This window comes from Paraburkholderia sp. NMBU_R16, from assembly GCF_013282575.1.
GTDB lineage: Bacteria > Pseudomonadota > Gammaproteobacteria > Burkholderiales > Burkholderiaceae > Trinickia.
Genome location: NZ_JAAAYE010000052.1, coordinates 22,843 through 39,191, shown reverse-complemented (window position 1 = coordinate 39,191; position 16,349 = coordinate 22,843). Strand labels below are relative to the sequence as shown.

Below are 16,349 nucleotides of genomic sequence, written 5' to 3'. Positions count from 1 at the left end.
GCAAAGGCCAAATGAAGGGTGACCACGCCACTCGAACGGTCGCCGCGCAGTTCTATTCGCTGCTTATGTAAGGACTCCTAAGCGAATCGCCGCTTGCTCGTCATGGCTCCGTTATCGCGACACAACCGCGGTCTACGCCCGGGCGCCCTTCTTCATCATTCAGGCCGCTCTCGATCGTCTCGCCGATGGCGGACGCATCATCAATATTTCTTCCGCAGCCGCCACGAAGCCCGTGACGGCAGCGCCCGTCTACTCGATGGCGAAGGCGGCCATCAACACCCTGACCCATACGCTGGCAATCGAGCTGGGGCCGCGTGGCATCACCGCGAACGCCGTAGCGCCGGGCTTCACGCGAACGGATGCAAACGCCGATTTTCGGAAGAATCCCGAACTCGTCAAGGCGGCCGAGGCGCAAATCGCGCTGGGCCGCTTTGGCGAACCTTCGGAAATCGCCGCCGTCGTGGCGTTCCTGGCCTCCGAAGAAGGCCATTGGGTGACCGGCCAAACGATCGAAGCGAGCGGCGGTTACAAGCTCTGAGGAAGCGAGCGGCGGTTACAAGCTCTGAGCGCGCTGGCAAACGAAGGAGAACCATAGGAGTTACGCAATCATTGGCTTCGGCAAGATCGGCCACGCACTTGCGAGGGCGTTCGCTCGCAACGGCATCGAAGTATCCGTTGCAACCACGCGCGACCCGGCAAGCTTTGCGTCCGATCCAGCAGCCATCCGTCCGAACGTGGCCGCTCGCCTAGGCTGCCTCCTTCATTTCCTTGAGTCCGTCACGGCGGATGTGCCGCAATAGGGCGCACTGACCAAGCGAGTCCACGTCCGCCGATAAGCAGGCCAGTCGCGAATTACTCCATCCCCCTAGCCAGGCGCCGCCGCAGCTTGCCCTGCTTCATCGCCTGACCCAACTTGGATCTCGTCAAAGCCGGCCCCAAGTTGACACCGGCCGCCGCCATCAGAATCATCGCCGCGCCGATCCATTGGATCCATTGCAGCGTCTGCCCAAACGCAATTCGATCGACGACGATCGCAACGACGGGGTAAATGAACGACAGCGCCCCCGTCATGGCCGTCGGCAATTTCTGGATCGCCCCGTAAAGCAGGACATACATCAACCCAGTGTTGACGATGCCCAGCGTCGCGAGATTCGCCCAAGGACCCGCCGTCCGAGGCAGCGCATGAAAATCGACGAACGGCATTAGCATCAACGCACCGAGCGTGACCTGAATCAACGCGATCAAATGCGGTGGCGTGCCGGCCAGCCGCTTGGTGATGATCGACGAAACCGCGTAGCACAGCGCGGCGCCCAGTGCGAGACCGATGCCTTCGAGGTATTCGCCCGGCAACGCCAGCACACTCGGCTCCACTTTCACGACGAAGACGAGCCCAACGAAAGCGACGACGAGCCAAAGCACGGTGGACACGGTGATGCGTTCGCGGAAAACGATCACTCCGAGCGCCACGAGCATGAACGGCTGCGTGTTATAGGCAGCGGTCGCCATCGAGATCGAGGCCCGCGAATAGGCGGCGAAGAGCAGGACCCAATTCGCCACGATCGCCGCGCCGCCGGCCGAGGCCCAGCCGACGACGCGCCACGACAGCGCGTCTCGCCGGATCAGTCCGAGCCGCGCACAGACGATCGCGAGCGTCGCCGCACCGAGGACGCAGCGCACGAATACGATATTCAGCGGCGATTGCCCGGATGTCACGACGAGCCAGCCGATCGTGCCGGACATCAGCATCGCCGCACTCATTTCAAGCGCGCCGCGCCGGATTCCCTGGTTTTGATTCGTCATCGCTTGACTCCCTTCGGCGTCGGTTTCGGTGCAGGTTCAATGCAATCCAGTCTAGCGATGACATGCGCTCGAACACAGCGCTAAACTAAGGCGGTTTTGCAAAGTTGACTTCGAATCGAAGGAAAAAATGGGTAAACGCCTTTTAGACCCGCCAGAGACGGCTGGCAGCGCGCTCGACGCGATCGATCGCACCTTGCTGCGCCTGCTGGCCGAAGACGGGCGCGCGGCCATTGCCGATCTGGCGCGCGAGGTTGGCCTGTCGGCACCGAGCACGGCCGAACGGATAAGGCGGCTCGAAGCGCAAGGGGTCATCGGCCGCTTCACGATCGAAATCGATCCGCGCGCGCTCGGGTACACAATGCAGGCAATCGTGCGCGTGCGGCCGCTGCCCGGACAGCTTCATCTCGTGGAAGAAGCGATCCGGCGCATCCCGGAGTTCGTGGAATGCGACAAGGTCACCGGCGAAGACTGTTTCGTCTGCCGGCTCTATCTGCGTTCGATAGAAGATTTGGACGGCATTCTGTCGAAGGTTGCGGATCGCGCGGAAACGAACTCGGCGATCGTCAAGTCGACGCCCATCCCCCGCCGGCTTCCACCGCTCGACAGAGCCCCGGAGCCGGCATCACGCGTCGCCAAACGTCCGCGGTGAGGGACAAGCGCAAAGGAAGCCGTCGAATAAGATCCGCACAGACCCTTGGCCCGCCCGCGTTCATTCCCCCGCGCCGGGCTCACTGCATAGGCGGGCTCGCTTCCGGCTCGAACGCCTCGAAAAACCCGAGCATCTCGGCGACCAGCGCATCGGGCGCCTCCTCCGGCAAGTAGTGGCCGCATTCGAGCGCGCGCCCGCTCACATCTCGTGCAACACGCCGCCACTCGGCCAGCGGGTCGAAGCATTTCGCGACGGTGCCGTCGGCGCCCCAAAGCACACGCAACGGACACCCGATACGATGACCGCGCTCGATATCGGCGCGGTCGTGTTCGAGATCGATCGTGGCCGACGCCCGGTAGTCTTCGCACATGGCATGGACGGCACCCGGCTGACGCAGTGCGTCGATATAGGCGCTCAATGCCTGCGGCGCAAACGGCGCCAGCCCGGCATGGCGAGACCCCATCACACGTTCGACATAGACCTTCGGGTCCGCGCCGATCAATGTTTCGGGCAGCGGCTGCGGCTGAATCAGGAAGAACCAATGAAAATACGCGGTCGCGAAAGCCCGTGTCGTGCCCTCGTACATCGCCAGCGTGGGCGCGATATCGAGCAGCATGAGCCGCTCCACGGCATCGGGATGATCGAGCGCCATGCGATGCGCGACGCGCGCCCCGCGATCATGCGCGCATACGAGGAAACGCTCGAAGCCGAAGTGCCGCATGACGGCCACCTGATCGGCCGCCATCGCCCGCTTCGAATAAGGCATATGTGTTTCGTCGCTCGCCGGCTTGCCCGATGCGCCATAACCGCGCAAATCGGTCGCGATCACGGTGAAGTGCTCGGCGAGCCGTTCCACGCACCGATGCCAGATCATATGCGTCTGCGGATGCCCGTGCATCAGCAACAGCGGCGCGCCCGAGCCGCCCTTGAGACCATGGATCTCGGCTCCGTCGGTCGCGATGCGAAACGGGGTAAAGTCGGCGAATGTCATCGGTTCGCTCCTGCCTCTTGTCATTGTTGGCGTGGCTTCCCATTCTACGGATGCGGCCGCCCCCGGTTCGTTCCGCGGCACACGAATCCTAGAACCTGAACACTCCCTCCAAACCTCTAAGCCGTATCGCGAACCGGCGCTCGTATAATCGAACGATCGTTCTCTTACTGATTGTTGCCGAAGGAGGCTGCACATGGCCTTGCCCGCCGTCCTCGAGAATCTGGCGCTGCCTGTCATCGCATCGCCGATGTTTATCGTCAGCTACCCCGAATTGGTACTTGCGCAATGCAAGGCGGGCATCGTCGGATCGTTTCCGGCGCTCAATGCGCGGCCGGCCGAGCTGCTCGACGAGTGGCTCACGCAAATCGGCGAAGGACTTGCCGAGCACAAGGCGGCCCATCCCGACGCAATCGTCGGACCGATTGCCGTCAATCAGATCGTTCACCAGTCGAACGCGCGGCTCGAACAGGATGTCCGGGTGTGCGTCGAGCACAAGGTGCCTGTTTTCATTACGAGTCTGCGCGCGCCGGTCAAGGAAATGATCGATGCCGTGCATAGCTACGGCGGCATCGTGCTGCATGACGTCATCAATCTACGTCATGCGCAAAAGGCGCTGGAAGCGGGCGTCGACGGGCTCATCCTCGTCGCGGCGGGTGCGGGCGGCCATGCGGGCACCCTGTCGCCGTTCGCGCTGGTGGGCGAGGTGCGGCGGATGTTCGACGGGCCGATCGTGCTATCGGGCGCGATCGCGAATGGCGGCTCGATCCTCGCCGCGCAGGCGATGGGTGCGGATCTCGCCTATATCGGCACGCGTTTCATCGCGACACGGGAAGCGCATGCGGTGGATAGCTACAAGCATGCGATCGTCAATGCTACGGCGGCCGACATCGTCTATACGAACCTGTTCACCGGCGTGCACGGCAACTACATCCGCGAAAGCATCGTCAACGCCGGGCTGGACCCCGATGCACTGCCCGCGTCGGACAAGACGAAGATGAACTTCGCGGGCGATAAGGCGAAGGCATGGAAGGACATCTGGGGCGCGGGGCAAGGCGTCGGGCTGATGGACGATATCCCGACCGTGGCTGAACTCGTGGCGCGGCTGGCGCGCGAATACGACGAAACGCGCGCACGCCTCGCGGGGCGTGCTTGAGCCTCCTCCCCGTCGCGCTCACATCGTCCGCCGATACTGCCCGCCCACCTCGAAAAGCGCATGCGTAATCTGCCCTAGCGAGCATACGCGCACCGCATCCATCAGCACGGCGAACACGTTGTCGTCGTCGATCACGGCCTGCTGCAAGCGGGCGAGCATGGCCGGCGCCTCGTCGCGGTGACGCGCCTGGAACGCCGCCAGGCGCGCAAGCTGGCTTTCCTTCTCGGATTGCGTCGAGCGCGCGAGTTCGAGCGGCGGCGGCGCTTCATGCCCGTGCGCACCGATAAACGTATTGACGCCCACGATCGGATAAGAGCCGTCGTGCTTGCGATGTTCGTACTGCATCGATTCGTCTTGAATCCGGCCACGCTGGTAGCCCGTCTCCATCGCACCAAGGACGCCGCCGCGCTCGGTCAGGCGATCGAATTCCGCCAGCACCGCGGCTTCGACGAGATCGGTCAGTTCCTCGATGATGAAGCTGCCCTGATTCGGATTCTGACTCTTCGCCAACCCCCACTCGCGATTGATGATGAGCTGGATCGCAAGCGCGCGCCGCACCGACTCATCGGTGGGCGTGGTGATGGCTTCGTCGTATGCGTTGGTGTGCAGCGAGTTGCAGTTGTCGTAGACCGCGATCAGCGCCTGCAACGTCGTACGGATATCGTTGAAGTCGATCTCCTGCGCATGCAGGCTGCGTCCGGAAGTCTGCACGTGGTACTTCAGTTTCTGGCTTCGCTCGCCGGCGCCGTACCGCTCGCGCAGCGCAACGGCCCAGATGCGCCGCGCCACACGGCCGAGGACCGTGTATTCGGGCTCCATGCCGTTCGAAAAGAAAAACGAGAGGTTCGGCGCGAATGCGTCGATCGGCATGCCGCGCGCCAAGTAAGCCTCCACGTAGGTGAAACCGTTTGCCAGTGTGTAAGCGAGCTGCGTGATCGGATTCGCGCCGGCCTCGGCGATGTGATAGCCGGAGATCGATACCGAGTAGAAGTTGCGCACCTCGTGCTCGATGAAATACGCCTGAATGTCGCCCATCACCTTGAGGCTGAACTCGGTCGAAAAGATGCAGGTGTTTTGTCCCTGGTCTTCTTTCAGAATGTCCGCCTGCACGGTACCTCGCACGTTGCGCAGCGCCTCGGCACGCGCAGCAGCACGTTCGTCGGCGCTCGGTTCGGTGCCCGCCTCGGCCGCGCGCGCGGCAAGGCGTTCGAGCGCCTGATCGATCGCGACATTGAAGAACATCGCGAGAATCGTCGGCGCCGGACCGTTGATCGTCATCGATACCGATGTGTTCGGCGCGCATAGATCGAAGCCATTGTAGAGCGCCTTCATGTCGTCGAGCGTCGCCACCGATACGCCGGAATTACCGACCTTGCCGAAAATGTCGGGACGTTCGTCGGGGTCCTCGCCGTATAGCGTCACGGAATCGAACGCAGTCGAGAGCCGCACCGCCGGCATGCCCTTCGAAAGGAGCTTGAAGCGGCGGTTCGTGCGCATCGGATCGCCCTCGCCCGCGAACATCCGCGTCGGATCCTCGTTCTCGCGCTTGAACGGAAAAACCCCGGCCGTGAACGGAAAATGGCCGGGCAAATTTTCGAGCGAGAGCCAGCGCAACGTCTGTCCAGGATCAACGAACTTCGGCAGCGACACCTTGCGCATCGTCGTACCCGAAAGCGTCGTCACCGTCAGTGCATTACGCATTTCGCGACCGCGCACGGTCACGGTATGCTCGTCGCCCGAGTAGGCCGCCTGCGTGCGCGGCCATGCTTCGAGCAACGCTTTCTCGCGCGCGCCCAACTGCGTTTCACGCGCCTCGATCAGCGCGTCGAGCCGTGAAAGATCGGCGGCCATCGGAGCCGACGCGCGCGGCTGCGTGCCGCCGGCCGCGAGCTCCGCCTCAGCGACCATGCGCCGCGCTTCGAGCAACTGCCAACGCTCGCGTGCGAGCGTCGCCTGCGCCTCGACCCGGCCGCGATAGCGGCGGACGGCCTCGGCGACGTCGGACAAATAGCGCACGCGCGCAGTCGGCACGATCGCGCCGCGCGCGCTCGAATGGCGAACGCTCACGCGCGGCAGCCGCCCGCCGCTCTCCGGCTGTGAAAGCCCAAGTTCGTGCAGCGATGCCGCGATGCGCTGATAGAGCGCCGTCACGCCGTCGTCGTTGAAGTGAGCCGCTATCGTGCCGAACACGGGCATCGCCTCGGGCGGCTCGCTCCACGCCTCTCGGTTGCGCTGAACCTGCTTGGCAACGTCGCGCAATGCGTCGGCCCCGCCGCTGCGGTCGAATTTGTTGATGGCAACGAAGTCGGCAAAATCGAGCATGTCGATTTTTTCGAGCTGACTCGCCGCGCCGAACTCGGGCGTCATCACATAAAGCGAGCGAGCTGCGTGCCGCACGATGGCCGCATCGCCCTGTCCGATTCCCGACGTCTCGACGACGATCAACTGAAAGCCCGCAACCTTGCATGCGGCGATCGCATCGGGCAGCACGTCCGGGACTTCAGTCGCGGCCTCGCGCGTAGCGAGCGAGCGCATGAAGACGCGCGGCCCGTGACCCCAGTCGCCGATCGCATTCATTCTTATGCGGTCGCCGAGCAGCGCCCCCCCCGATTTGCGGCGCGACGGGTCGACGGCGAGCACGGCGATCGGCAGCGCATCGCCGTAATCGAGGCGAAACCGCCGCACGAGTTCGTCGGTCAGCGATGATTTGCCGGCGCCGCCCGTGCCCGTGACACCGAGCACCGGCACCTGTACCGCGGCGGCGCGCGCGGCGAGCGCGGCACGCGCTGCCGCATCGACATAGCCGCTTTCCAGCGCCGTAATGAAGCGGGCAAGCGTCCTCCAGGCGCGCTCACCCTCGGCACATCGGAGATCGTCGAGATTGACCGCGACGCCATGCTCAAGCGCCGGCGCGGGCGAGTGTTCGCGGCAGCGGGCGACCATATCGTCGATCATCCCTTGCAAGCCGAGCCGCTGACCTGCCTGTGGTGAATAGATGCGCGCGACTCCGTAGCGTTCGAGCGCATCGATTTCGTCGGCGACGATCACGCCCCCACCGCCCCCGAATACCCGGATACGCTCGCCTCCGCGCGCGCGCAGGCAATCGATCAGATAGCGGAAATACTCGATGTGTCCACCCTGATAGCTCGATACCGCGATGGCGTCGGCGTCCTCGTCGAGTGCCGCACGCGCCACTTCGTCGACACCGCGGTTATGGCCCAGGTGGATCACCTCCACGCCGCTCGTCTGCAGGACGCGGCGCACGATATTGATCGCGGCGTCGTGGCCGTCGAAAAGCGCGGCCGCGGTCACGAAACGCAGGCGGGCAGGCGCTTTCGGCGCCAAATCGCCGACGGGCTGCGGCGTCGATAAATCGGTCATGTCTCCCCCATTCTCGCGGGTGCTTTTCGCAGTATAGGCAACTGCCGCGAGGGGGCTCGGCGCTCCCCGCGCCGTTATGCGAAACGGAGCGCCTGGGAGCGCGGTAGCGGGGGCATCAGAACTTCGCGCGGATGCCGGCGCCCACGGTTTGCCCCGTCGACAATCCGCTCAACTTGTCGTAGAGGTATGCCGCGTAGACGTCGGTTCGCTTCGAGAGCGGGTAATCGTACCCGACAGCCCATGAGCGGCGCGTTTGATCGAGGCCGCCGCCATCGCGCGAATAGGCGAACGAAGCCATGATGGAACCCGGCCCGGCCGGCACCGTCACGCCGCCTTGACCCGTATTGACATGCCAGCTGCCGCCGCCGAGCTGGTCGTTCTTCGTATACATGTATTGCGCATAGAACTTGGCGAACTTCAGATCGTAGCTGGCGCCGAGCTGGCCGACGCTCTGGCTCCTGAACGGCACGACGCTGCCGAACGCTGGCGGCACTGCGAGATCGCCGGGGCTGTTGTTGAAATTGACGTACTGGAATACGCCCGTCGCGGCAAATGGGCCATGGAAGTAGAGAAACTGCGCGCTCCACTTTTTCGCGCCGTTCTGGCCGGCCTGATTACCGAGTCCGTACATCACGCTACCCGATAACCCGTTGAAATCGGGCGTCGAGTACTGCACCGCATTGTTCCATCCCGAGTCGCCGACCACGCCGATATCGGTCGCGTACGTCGCACCGGTCGGCACGGCGGTGTTGCCGAGGAACACGTGGTAGACCATCGGCGAGAACGTATACGAATCGATGAACGGGTTGAACAGGATCGTCGAGACGAACAGATGCGTCGTCAGGCGGCCGGCCGTGACGGTACCGTAAGGCGACTGAATGCCGACGTAAGCATTGCGCGAGAAAAACGAATCGCCCGTGAAGCGGCCGTAGTTGCCGTTTTGAGGCCGGAAGAAATCTTCGAGCGTGAAGACCGCCTTGTAACCGCCGCCGAGATCCTCGGCACCCTTCAAACCCCAGTAGGACGTCGACATTCCGCCGCCGCCGACCGTCCATGCCCTCTGGATGCCGGGAAATTGCTGCATGCCAACCCAGGTATCGACCTGGCCGTAGAGCTGCACACTCGATTGCGCGTAGGCGGCCGAGCCTGCCGCGGCCACGCTCGCGGCGGCGGCCAGTCGCAAACTGATTTTCAGCGCACGGCTGACGGTGCTTTTCATGAATTCTCCTATCGACGGACTCGGCGCTCGCGCACTGTGTCCCGTTCGGTGCTGTGGTTGATTGGCATACGCCCGCGCGAACCGCTGTGCCCGGTTCGCTCCCGGGTGGGGGGGCGAGGTCATCGTTGCGGACCATTTTTCCGGACAAAAATAGGTTTGCTTATTGCGGGTATAGCGGTTCGCATAACCGCGCGGTTCGGCGCGCCGATTTCGGGCTCGGAGATTATGTTGACGCAGGCCGATCCGAGGTCAAAATTGTTTTGTCTTACCAGTACGGTACGGCGGCGCGCAGCGCTGCTCGCACGCAAAAAGTGTGGTGTGTTTGCATCACCCGCGAACGCGGTGCGGGCGTACGCGGGCAATCCGTCTCACCGGCCTAGTTGCGGTAGATGGAGGGGTCTGGCTGCCGCGAGCTGGGCGCGGGGGGGCGGGCAACCGGGCGCGAGGTATCGCGCTCTTCGTTGTAGCGCGTCACCGCGTCGCGGATCGAACCGGCGCGCAAATAGGTGGCGTTGCCTTGCGCCCGCGGCACGTTGCGTGCGTCCTGGCTGACGGGCCGGTAGGGGAAGCCGGAGGGGGGCGCACTCGGCGCCGCGACGAGACGCCCGCCGCGGCGAGCGCCGCGAGCGAAGGGACCCTTTGGACCGCGCCGCTGACCGTCGTCGGTATGGGCAGTTTGATAGAAGCCGGGCCCGGGCTCGGATCGCCCGGCTAAACGGGGCGCCTGATCGAGCGCGAACGGACTCGCATGCGGCCTGAAACTGATGTTGGCCGCGTGCGGCTGCGCGGACGCGAGCGGAATCGCGGCCGCGCAAAGCGCAACTGCCGTCCAACGTAAGAGGGTGGTGAAACTCCAATCCGCCATGATCGATTCAATCGCCCCCCAGCCCGGCACCGGGCGGTGCCGCACGCCATCTTTACCTGAAGGTCGTCGGAAGAGTGGCTTTCGGGGGCCGCGTCCTGCTGTAATTTATGGGCCGCCCGGAAACGTGTCGAGGCAAAAAGTGTTAGGTGGGCGACGCCGTTGTAACGCGTTGTTACCGGTGGTGGTACTGTGGCGTCTTTTTCCTCAAACGTGGCGCGGCGGGCTGCCTCGATGAGCGCAGCATGCGTTCGTCGCCTGCCGTACGTCTCGTGGCTGCCCCATTCGAAAGATCGTCATGCCCCGCCTGCCCTTCGTGATTCCCGATAACTTCACCCTCGCGCTCATCGGCACGGTCGCGCTGGCGAGCGTCTTGCCCTGCCGCGGCGAAATAGCCGCCGCCGTGAACATCGTCACGAATGTGGCGGTCGCGTTGCTCTTCTTTCTGCACGGCGCCAAGCTCTCGCGCGAAGCCGTGATCGCGGGCGCCACGCATTGGCAATTGCATCTGCTCGTGCTGACGAGCACCTTCGTGCTCTTCCCGCTGCTCGGCCTCGCCCTGAAGCCGCTCATGGCGAGCTTCGTCACGCCGACACTCTATATGGGCGTGTTGTTCCTCTGCACGTTGCCCTCCACCGTCCAATCGTCGATTGCCTTCACGTCGATCGCGAAGGGCAATGTGCCGGCTGCCGTTTGCGCGGCATCGGCCTCGAGTCTGATCGGAATTTTCGTCACACCGGCACTCGTGAGCCTCGTGCTCACGCATCAGACGAGCGCCTCCCGTTCGGCCTGGCATACCGTCGGCGATATCGTGCTGCAACTGCTCGTGCCATTCGTTGCGGGGCAGCTGTTGCGCCCGGTTATCGGACGGTGGCTCGATCGCAATCGGCGCGTACTGCGATTCGTCGATCAGGGATCGATTCTACTGGTCGTCTACATGGCGTTCAGCGAGGCGGTAATCGAGGGACTCTGGCATCACCTGTCCGCGGGCACGCTGGCAGCGCTATTGGTCGCCAACGGCGCACTGCTTGGCGCGGCACTCGTCATTACGGCCTGGACCGGCAAGGCCTTACGATTCGACCGCGCCGATCGCATCACCCTCATCTTTTGCGGCTCGAAAAAAAGCCTGGCCTCGGGCATTCCGATGGCGAAGGTCATCTTTTCGGCTCAGGCGGTCGGCGCGATCGTGCTTCCGCTGATGCTCTTCCATCAGATGCAGCTCATGGTGTGTGCCGCGTTGGCTCAGCGCTGGGGCCGCCGCCATGCGCAAAGCGGGGAGCGGCCGGCCGACGCGCCTTGAACGCGCCGGCGCGATAGCGGCGCCATTCGTCATATCAAATAAAAAGATAATCGAACGCGATGGATCGATGCTGTCGCGCGGCGTAACCTACGCCGAATTCAAACGGCAAACGTTTGCAATTGTTTGCAATTCGGCGGCGATTATTGCGGCCTGAAAACGGCTGATTCCGGCAAACTCTTTTACAGCATGGACGTCTCCCCGCAGATACCGCTCAGGCACCCCTGTCTTACTGCAAACGACGCGGCGCAGCATTTTCCACGGGGTTACGGAATATCGTAAAAATCATCGCGCGGTATATTGGACGATATTAGAATGGCGTCTCCAAGCGGGGGGCCGTTTTCCAAAAAGCCGCAGTTGCACTTTCAAGAGAGAAAATAAATGAGCAGCGAGGACCAGACTGACGAGGACCGTCAGGGCACGGCTCATTGGCCTCGTCGCAAGAGGCGCTGGCGGGGATGGCGCGCCACGACGATCGACACGCCCGACGACACCCCGTCGTTCGACGATTACGCCGCGGAACGACTATGGTCGTTCCTGTGCGCGCAGTTGGGAACGGCGCTGTTCGGTTATGTGGCGTTCGTTGCCGGCGACATCTGGCTGCGCCATTACAGCGGCCACGCCGCGGCAGGGTCGCCCGGCGTTCTGAGCGAGCTGGGCGCGCTGCCCGCGATGCCGATTGCCGCCGCGCTCGTGGTTGCGTGGAGCCGTCGCGGCGCGTTGCGCGCGAGCATCGCCGCGCTCGTCGCCATTGCCGCACTCGAAGCCGGGCTCGCCTGGCATGTCCTGCAATGGGGCCCGCACGCGCAGTTGCTCCTCCCCGCCTTCGTACTGATTCCGCTGACGTTCAGCCCGGTGTTGCTGCGCGGTTGGGATTTCGCGGCCGCCACCGTGCTCTCCATGGCCGGCCCGCTGGTGCTCGTGCAGTGGGGCGCGCCGTCAGCGGGCGAGCGGTTCGGGCTGATCCTTTCGATGTTCGTCGCCATTTGCACGAGCCTCGTCGCGAATCTGTTTGCGCTGCGCTCGCAAAAAAAGAGCTTCCGGCTCGAACAGCAGTTGCGAGCGTTCGCCGACATGGACGAACTGACTCAACTGCCACGCAGGCGCCGTGTCTTCGAATTGGGTCGGCGCATACTGCAACGCGCGGAACGCCATCATCAACCGCTCTCGGTACTTTATATCGACGCCGATCGCTTCAAGTCGGTCAACGACCGGTTCGGCCACGAAGCGGGCGATCGGGCGCTGCGCCTGGTCTCGCGCGCGATCCAGGACGGTCTGCGGCCGAACGACGTCTGCGGCCGCTTCGGCGGCGAGGAATTCGTCGCGCTTTTGCCCAACACCGACTGCGACGATGCGGCGCGCGTCGCCGAACGGCTGCGCAAACGCGTCGAGGAGATGCGGCAGTTCGAGGTTGCGCTGACGATCAGCGTTGGCGTGGCGCAACACCTGCAAGGCGAGCAGATCGACCGCGTGATTCGGCGCGCGGATGCGGCGCTACTCGATGCGAAGGGCAGTGGACGCAATCGTGTGGTGATCGCGCCGCACCCGTCCGACGCAGATCCGACTGCCGGCATCGCCAAAGACACCAGCCGCGTGCCGGGCGCGCCACGCGAAGCTCAGACGGCGATACAGCGGCAGGAGCTCGCCGCTGAGTGAGCCGAATTCGGCCAAGGGCGCATCCGGGCGCGAATGCATGCCGAGCGAGGCAAACACGCAGCAGACAGGCGATATCACGGCCCCCCCAAAAGCGTCGCACCAGGGCAGTGCATCGCTTCATAAAAAATTCACTCAACTATCAAGTGGCTGCGTCGTTAAGTCGATGGTCCCTCTACTACGGCCGTCGCCCTGCCATGTCATCCCGTCTTCCGTCATCATCGAGCGCCCCGAAAGTCGCTGAACTCATCGAGGCGTGCGCCCTTGCCGCCGTATTTCAGCCCATCGTCGATTTCGATGGCGGCACTATCCTCGGCTACGAAGGCCTCATCCGCGGCCCTGCCGGCACGCCGCTCGAGTCGCCCGGCGCGCTGTTCGCGCAAGCCGCGCGCGAGGGACTCTCGGTCAGACTCGAGCATGCGGCAGCCGAGACCTGCGTGGCCGCGTTCGCCGCGCTCGGCTGCGAAGGCAAGCTCTTCTTGAATTTCAGCGCGGAAGCCATCGTCTCGCTCGGTCAGACGCGCGAGCGCACGGCGGAACTGCTCGGCCGATACGGGATGCCGATCGAGCGGCTCGTGCTCGAGTTGACCGAGCAATGCGCGATCGAAAACGTCGCTGGATTCGAGCCCATCGTGGCAGCCTTGCGCGAGACCGGTGCGCAATTCGCGCTCGACGACTACGGCACGGCCAATGCCAGCATGAATCTCTGGGTGCGGCTGCAGCCCGATGTCGTCAAGATCGATCGCTTTTTCATCGACGACATCGCCAACGATCCGCTCAAGTTCGAAGCGGTCCGCGCCATGCAGCATTTCGCCGGCGCGAGCGGCGCGCGCCTCGTGGCCGAAGGAATCGAAAACGAGGCCGATCTCATCGTGGTACGCGATATGGGTATCGCGTTCGGACAGGGCTACTTCTTCGGCCGGCCCGCGGCGCGGGCGCAAAGGCGCCTCGCCGAGCCGGCGCGCGAAGCGCTCGCGGCCGGACATATCGCGGTCTTTCCCCGCGCGACGCGCACTCAGTTGCCCGGTTCGCCCTCGGGCGGCGTCGCGGCAGCGAAGATGCTGGTACCGGCGCCCGCGTTGCCGCGCACTGCGACCAACAACGATGTACTCGAACTGTTCAACCGGCTGCCCGCGCTGCATGCACTCGCCATCGTCGAAAACGACGAGCCGATCGCGCTCGTCAACCGCCGCAGCTTCATGGACCGCTATGCGCTGCCCTACCACCGCGAGCTCTTCGGCAAACGGCCGTGCCTGCTGTTCGCCAACGCCGCGCCCGTCGTCATCGAAAAATCGATGACCGTCGAGCAGATGGCCAAGCTGCTGGCGAGCGACGATCAGCGTTACCTGGCCGATGGCTTCGTCATTACGGACCAAGGCAAATACCTGGGCCTCGGCACCGGCGAAAGCCTCGTGCGTGCCGTGACGGAAGTCCGCATCGAAGCGGCGCGCTACGCGAATCCGCTTACCTTCTTGCCGGGCAATATTCCGATCAGCTCGCACATTGCACGCCTCGTCGAGCATCGGGTCGAATTCCACGCGTGCTACGTCGATCTGAACCACTTCAAACCGTTCAACGACCAGTATGGCTATTGGCATGGAGACGAAGTGCTGAAGTTCGCCGCGGCCATGCTCGCCAAAGCCTGCGACCCGACCCGCGACTTTCTCGGACACGTTGGCGGAGACGATTTCCTGATTCTGTTTCAGAGCGAGGATTGGCGCGAGCGTGCCCACGCGGCGATCGCCGCGTTCAACGAGGGCGCACTCGGTTTTTATGCGGACGAGGACCGCGCGGCCGGCGGCATTCACGGTGAGGACCGGCACGGCAATCCAACGTTTTTCGGCTTCGTGACGATGGCGATCGGCTGCGTGCGCGTATGGCCGGCGGCGCCCGATCTCGCACGTTATGGCAGCGAAGAAATCGCCTCCGTGGCCGCTCTCGCAAAACACCGGGCGAAACAGGAGGCGAGCGGCTTTTTCCTCATCGATGTCGACGAAGGCGCGGCGACGTTGCACTTGCATGACCAGGCCCTAGGCACGGCGCGCACGGACGCAGCGATGAACTGAGCGCCGCGCGGCGCCGCCGCTCGCTTACCCACCGAATCGTTCTGTTTAGTTGTTTTTACTAAACTACAGAATGTTCTGGTTGCCCTTATCCAAATGGCTTTCGAGGGATCTCCACGATACGTGAGGCCGCATTTTTTGCGATTTTTACTATACAATCGCCGAAACTCGGGATCGCAGGAATCGAAAGCGCAGCACGATGAGTACGACCATTCGCGATATCGCCCGCGCAGCAAACGTGTCGATCGGCACCGTCTCGCGGGCCCTCAAGAACCAGCCCGGTTTGTCGGAAGCCACGCGGGCTCGCGTCGTCGAAACGGCACAGCGCCTCGGCTATGACGCTGCGCAGTTGCGCCCGAAAATCCGGCGCCTGACCTTCTTGCTGCATCGGCAGCACAACAATTTCGCCGCAAGCCCGTTTTTCTCGCATGTCTTGCACGGCGTGGAGAACGCCTGTCGTGCGCGCGGTATCGTGCCTTCCCTGCTGACGGCGGGACCGACGGAAGACATCGGCGAGCAGTTGCGCCTGCACGCACCGGATGCCATCGCGGTAGCCGGCTTCGTGGAACCGGAAACGCTTGCGGCGCTCGTCGCGATGGACCGGCCGCTCGTGTTGATCGACCTGTGGGCGCCGAATCTGCGCTCAGTCAATCTCGATAACGGCGCAGGTGCCGCGCTGGCCATGCGGCATCTGTTCGCCATGAACCGCACGCGCGTAGCGTTCATCGGCGGCTCCCTCGCCCATTACAGCATTGCCCAGCGCGCGCTCGGCTATCGCCGGGCCTTCTTCGAGGCGGGGCTGCTCTTCGATCCATCGCTCGAAGCGACGATCGACGCAAGCCTCGCGCCGGACGCGGCGGCGGCCCAGGCGATGCAGCGTCTGCTCGACACCCACACCGGCGCCAGGCGGCCGAACGCGGTTTTCGCCTACAACGACGTGGCGGCCCTGGCCGCGATGCGCGTGTGCCTGGCTCGCGGCTTGCGCGTGCCGGACGATATCGCGATCGTCGGGTTCGACGATATCCCCGCGTCGGCCCACGCCGCCCCTCCGCTCACGACGATCGCCGCCGACAAGGAGGCGCTCGGCGTGCGCGGCGTCGAACTGCTGCTCGACGATGCCCCTGGGGAAACCGACGTCCGCCTCCCGGTCGAACTCGTCGTGCGCGCAAGCAGCGCAGGCGCGGCAGCCTCCCATGACCCGCACGTGGCGCGAACCGCCGTGGCTCCAACGGAAACGACACCATGACGAAGCTACCCAACGCCGGTAAAACGACAAAGCCC

Annotated in this window: 11 protein-coding genes and 2 pseudogenes; 8 read left to right on the top strand and 5 right to left on the bottom strand. The window is 64.0% G+C overall.

Annotation, left to right across the window (positions count from 1 at the left end; genetic code table 11):
• Positions 1-70 precede the first annotated feature (70 nt).
• Both GWC77_RS22090 and GWC77_RS22085 read left to right on the top strand, forming a co-directional pair.
• Positions 71-538, top strand: a pseudogene (locus GWC77_RS22090) (SDR family NAD(P)-dependent oxidoreductase); the annotation flags it as partial.
• A gap of 67 nt (positions 539-605) precedes the next feature.
• Positions 606-737: pseudogene (locus tag GWC77_RS22085) on the top strand (NAD(P)-binding domain-containing protein); the annotation flags it as partial.
• A 115-nt stretch (positions 738-852) separates the two neighbouring features.
• Here GWC77_RS22085 and GWC77_RS22080 read toward each other — a convergent pair.
• Entirely contained in the window at positions 853-1,800 is a 948-nt protein-coding gene (locus GWC77_RS22080) for a DMT family transporter (RefSeq protein ID WP_173260308.1), read from the bottom strand.
• 127 nt (positions 1,801-1,927) lie between these two features.
• Here GWC77_RS22080 and GWC77_RS22075 point away from each other — a divergent pair, with 127 nt between their 5' ends.
• Positions 1,928-2,449, top strand: a complete 522-nt coding sequence (locus GWC77_RS22075) for an Lrp/AsnC family transcriptional regulator (protein WP_173260306.1) — start codon at positions 1,928-1,930, stop codon at positions 2,447-2,449.
• Between the two features lie 79 nt (positions 2,450-2,528).
• Here the strand turns inward: GWC77_RS22075 and GWC77_RS22070 are convergent, their stop codons facing one another.
• Positions 2,529-3,440: an alpha/beta fold hydrolase gene (locus tag GWC77_RS22070; protein WP_173260304.1), complete on the bottom strand. Its 912-nt coding sequence runs from the start codon at positions 3,438-3,440 to the stop codon at positions 2,529-2,531.
• A gap of 193 nt (positions 3,441-3,633) precedes the next feature.
• On the opposite strand from GWC77_RS22070, the gene GWC77_RS22065 reads away from it, so the two are divergent.
• Complete coding sequence (locus GWC77_RS22065; RefSeq protein WP_173260302.1) at positions 3,634-4,593, top strand: nitronate monooxygenase family protein; 960 nt, start codon at positions 3,634-3,636, stop codon at positions 4,591-4,593.
• 18 nt (positions 4,594-4,611) lie between these two features.
• On the opposite strand, the gene icmF is transcribed toward GWC77_RS22065, so the two are convergent.
• From icmF to GWC77_RS22050, 3 genes are all read right to left on the bottom strand, one after another.
• Positions 4,612-7,974 (bottom strand): fused isobutyryl-CoA mutase/GTPase IcmF, encoded by a 3,363-nt coding sequence (gene icmF, locus GWC77_RS22060; protein WP_173260300.1) that lies wholly within the window; start codon positions 7,972-7,974, stop codon positions 4,612-4,614.
• Between the two features lie 115 nt (positions 7,975-8,089).
• Positions 8,090-9,193: a porin gene (locus tag GWC77_RS22055; protein WP_173260298.1), complete on the bottom strand. Its 1,104-nt coding sequence runs from the start codon at positions 9,191-9,193 to the stop codon at positions 8,090-8,092.
• 376 nt (positions 9,194-9,569) lie between these two features.
• Entirely contained in the window at positions 9,570-10,058 is a 489-nt protein-coding gene (locus tag GWC77_RS22050) for a hypothetical protein (RefSeq protein WP_173260296.1), read from the bottom strand.
• Positions 10,059-10,353: 295 nt separating this feature from the next.
• Here GWC77_RS22050 and GWC77_RS22045 point away from each other — a divergent pair, with 295 nt between their 5' ends.
• The 4 genes from GWC77_RS22045 to GWC77_RS22030 all read left to right on the top strand — a co-directional run bounded on the left by GWC77_RS22045 (position 10,354) and on the right by GWC77_RS22030 (position 16,314).
• A complete protein-coding gene (locus tag GWC77_RS22045; RefSeq protein WP_173260294.1) occupies positions 10,354-11,355 on the top strand; it encodes a bile acid:sodium symporter family protein in 1,002 nt (333 codons plus the stop codon).
• 378 nt (positions 11,356-11,733) lie between these two features.
• Positions 11,734-13,008: a GGDEF domain-containing protein gene (locus tag GWC77_RS22040; RefSeq protein ID WP_173260292.1), complete on the top strand. Its 1,275-nt coding sequence runs from the start codon at positions 11,734-11,736 to the stop codon at positions 13,006-13,008.
• A gap of 194 nt (positions 13,009-13,202) precedes the next feature.
• A complete protein-coding gene (locus GWC77_RS22035; protein ID WP_173260290.1) occupies positions 13,203-15,071 on the top strand; it encodes a phosphodiesterase in 1,869 nt (622 codons plus the stop codon).
• 196 nt (positions 15,072-15,267) lie between these two features.
• On the top strand, positions 15,268-16,314 hold the full coding sequence (locus GWC77_RS22030) for a LacI family DNA-binding transcriptional regulator (protein ID WP_173260288.1): 1,047 nt from the start codon (positions 15,268-15,270) through the stop codon (positions 16,312-16,314).
• The last annotated feature ends 35 nt before the right edge of the window (positions 16,315-16,349 follow it).

Bases quoted from the DNA above. Each gene is read 5' to 3' on its own strand.
- GWC77_RS22080 (WP_173260308.1), bottom strand. From the start codon at position 1,800: ATGACGAATCAAAACCAGGGAATCCGGCGCGGCGCGCTTGAAATGAGT.
- GWC77_RS22075 (WP_173260306.1), top strand. From the start codon at position 1,928: ATGGGTAAACGCCTTTTAGACCCGCCAGAGACGGCTGGCAGCGCGCTC.
- GWC77_RS22070 (WP_173260304.1), bottom strand. From the start codon at position 3,440: ATGACATTCGCCGACTTTACCCCGTTTCGCATCGCGACCGACGGAGCC.
- GWC77_RS22065 (WP_173260302.1), top strand. From the start codon at position 3,634: ATGGCCTTGCCCGCCGTCCTCGAGAATCTGGCGCTGCCTGTCATCGCA.
- icmF (WP_173260300.1), bottom strand. From the start codon at position 7,974: ATGACCGATTTATCGACGCCGCAGCCCGTCGGCGATTTGGCGCCGAAA.
- GWC77_RS22055 (WP_173260298.1), bottom strand. From the start codon at position 9,193: ATGAAAAGCACCGTCAGCCGTGCGCTGAAAATCAGTTTGCGACTGGCC.
- GWC77_RS22050 (WP_173260296.1), bottom strand. From the start codon at position 10,058: ATGGCGGATTGGAGTTTCACCACCCTCTTACGTTGGACGGCAGTTGCG.
- GWC77_RS22045 (WP_173260294.1), top strand. From the start codon at position 10,354: ATGCCCCGCCTGCCCTTCGTGATTCCCGATAACTTCACCCTCGCGCTC.
- GWC77_RS22040 (WP_173260292.1), top strand. From the start codon at position 11,734: ATGAGCAGCGAGGACCAGACTGACGAGGACCGTCAGGGCACGGCTCAT.
- GWC77_RS22035 (WP_173260290.1), top strand. From the start codon at position 13,203: ATGTCATCCCGTCTTCCGTCATCATCGAGCGCCCCGAAAGTCGCTGAA.
- GWC77_RS22030 (WP_173260288.1), top strand. From the start codon at position 15,268: ATGAGTACGACCATTCGCGATATCGCCCGCGCAGCAAACGTGTCGATC.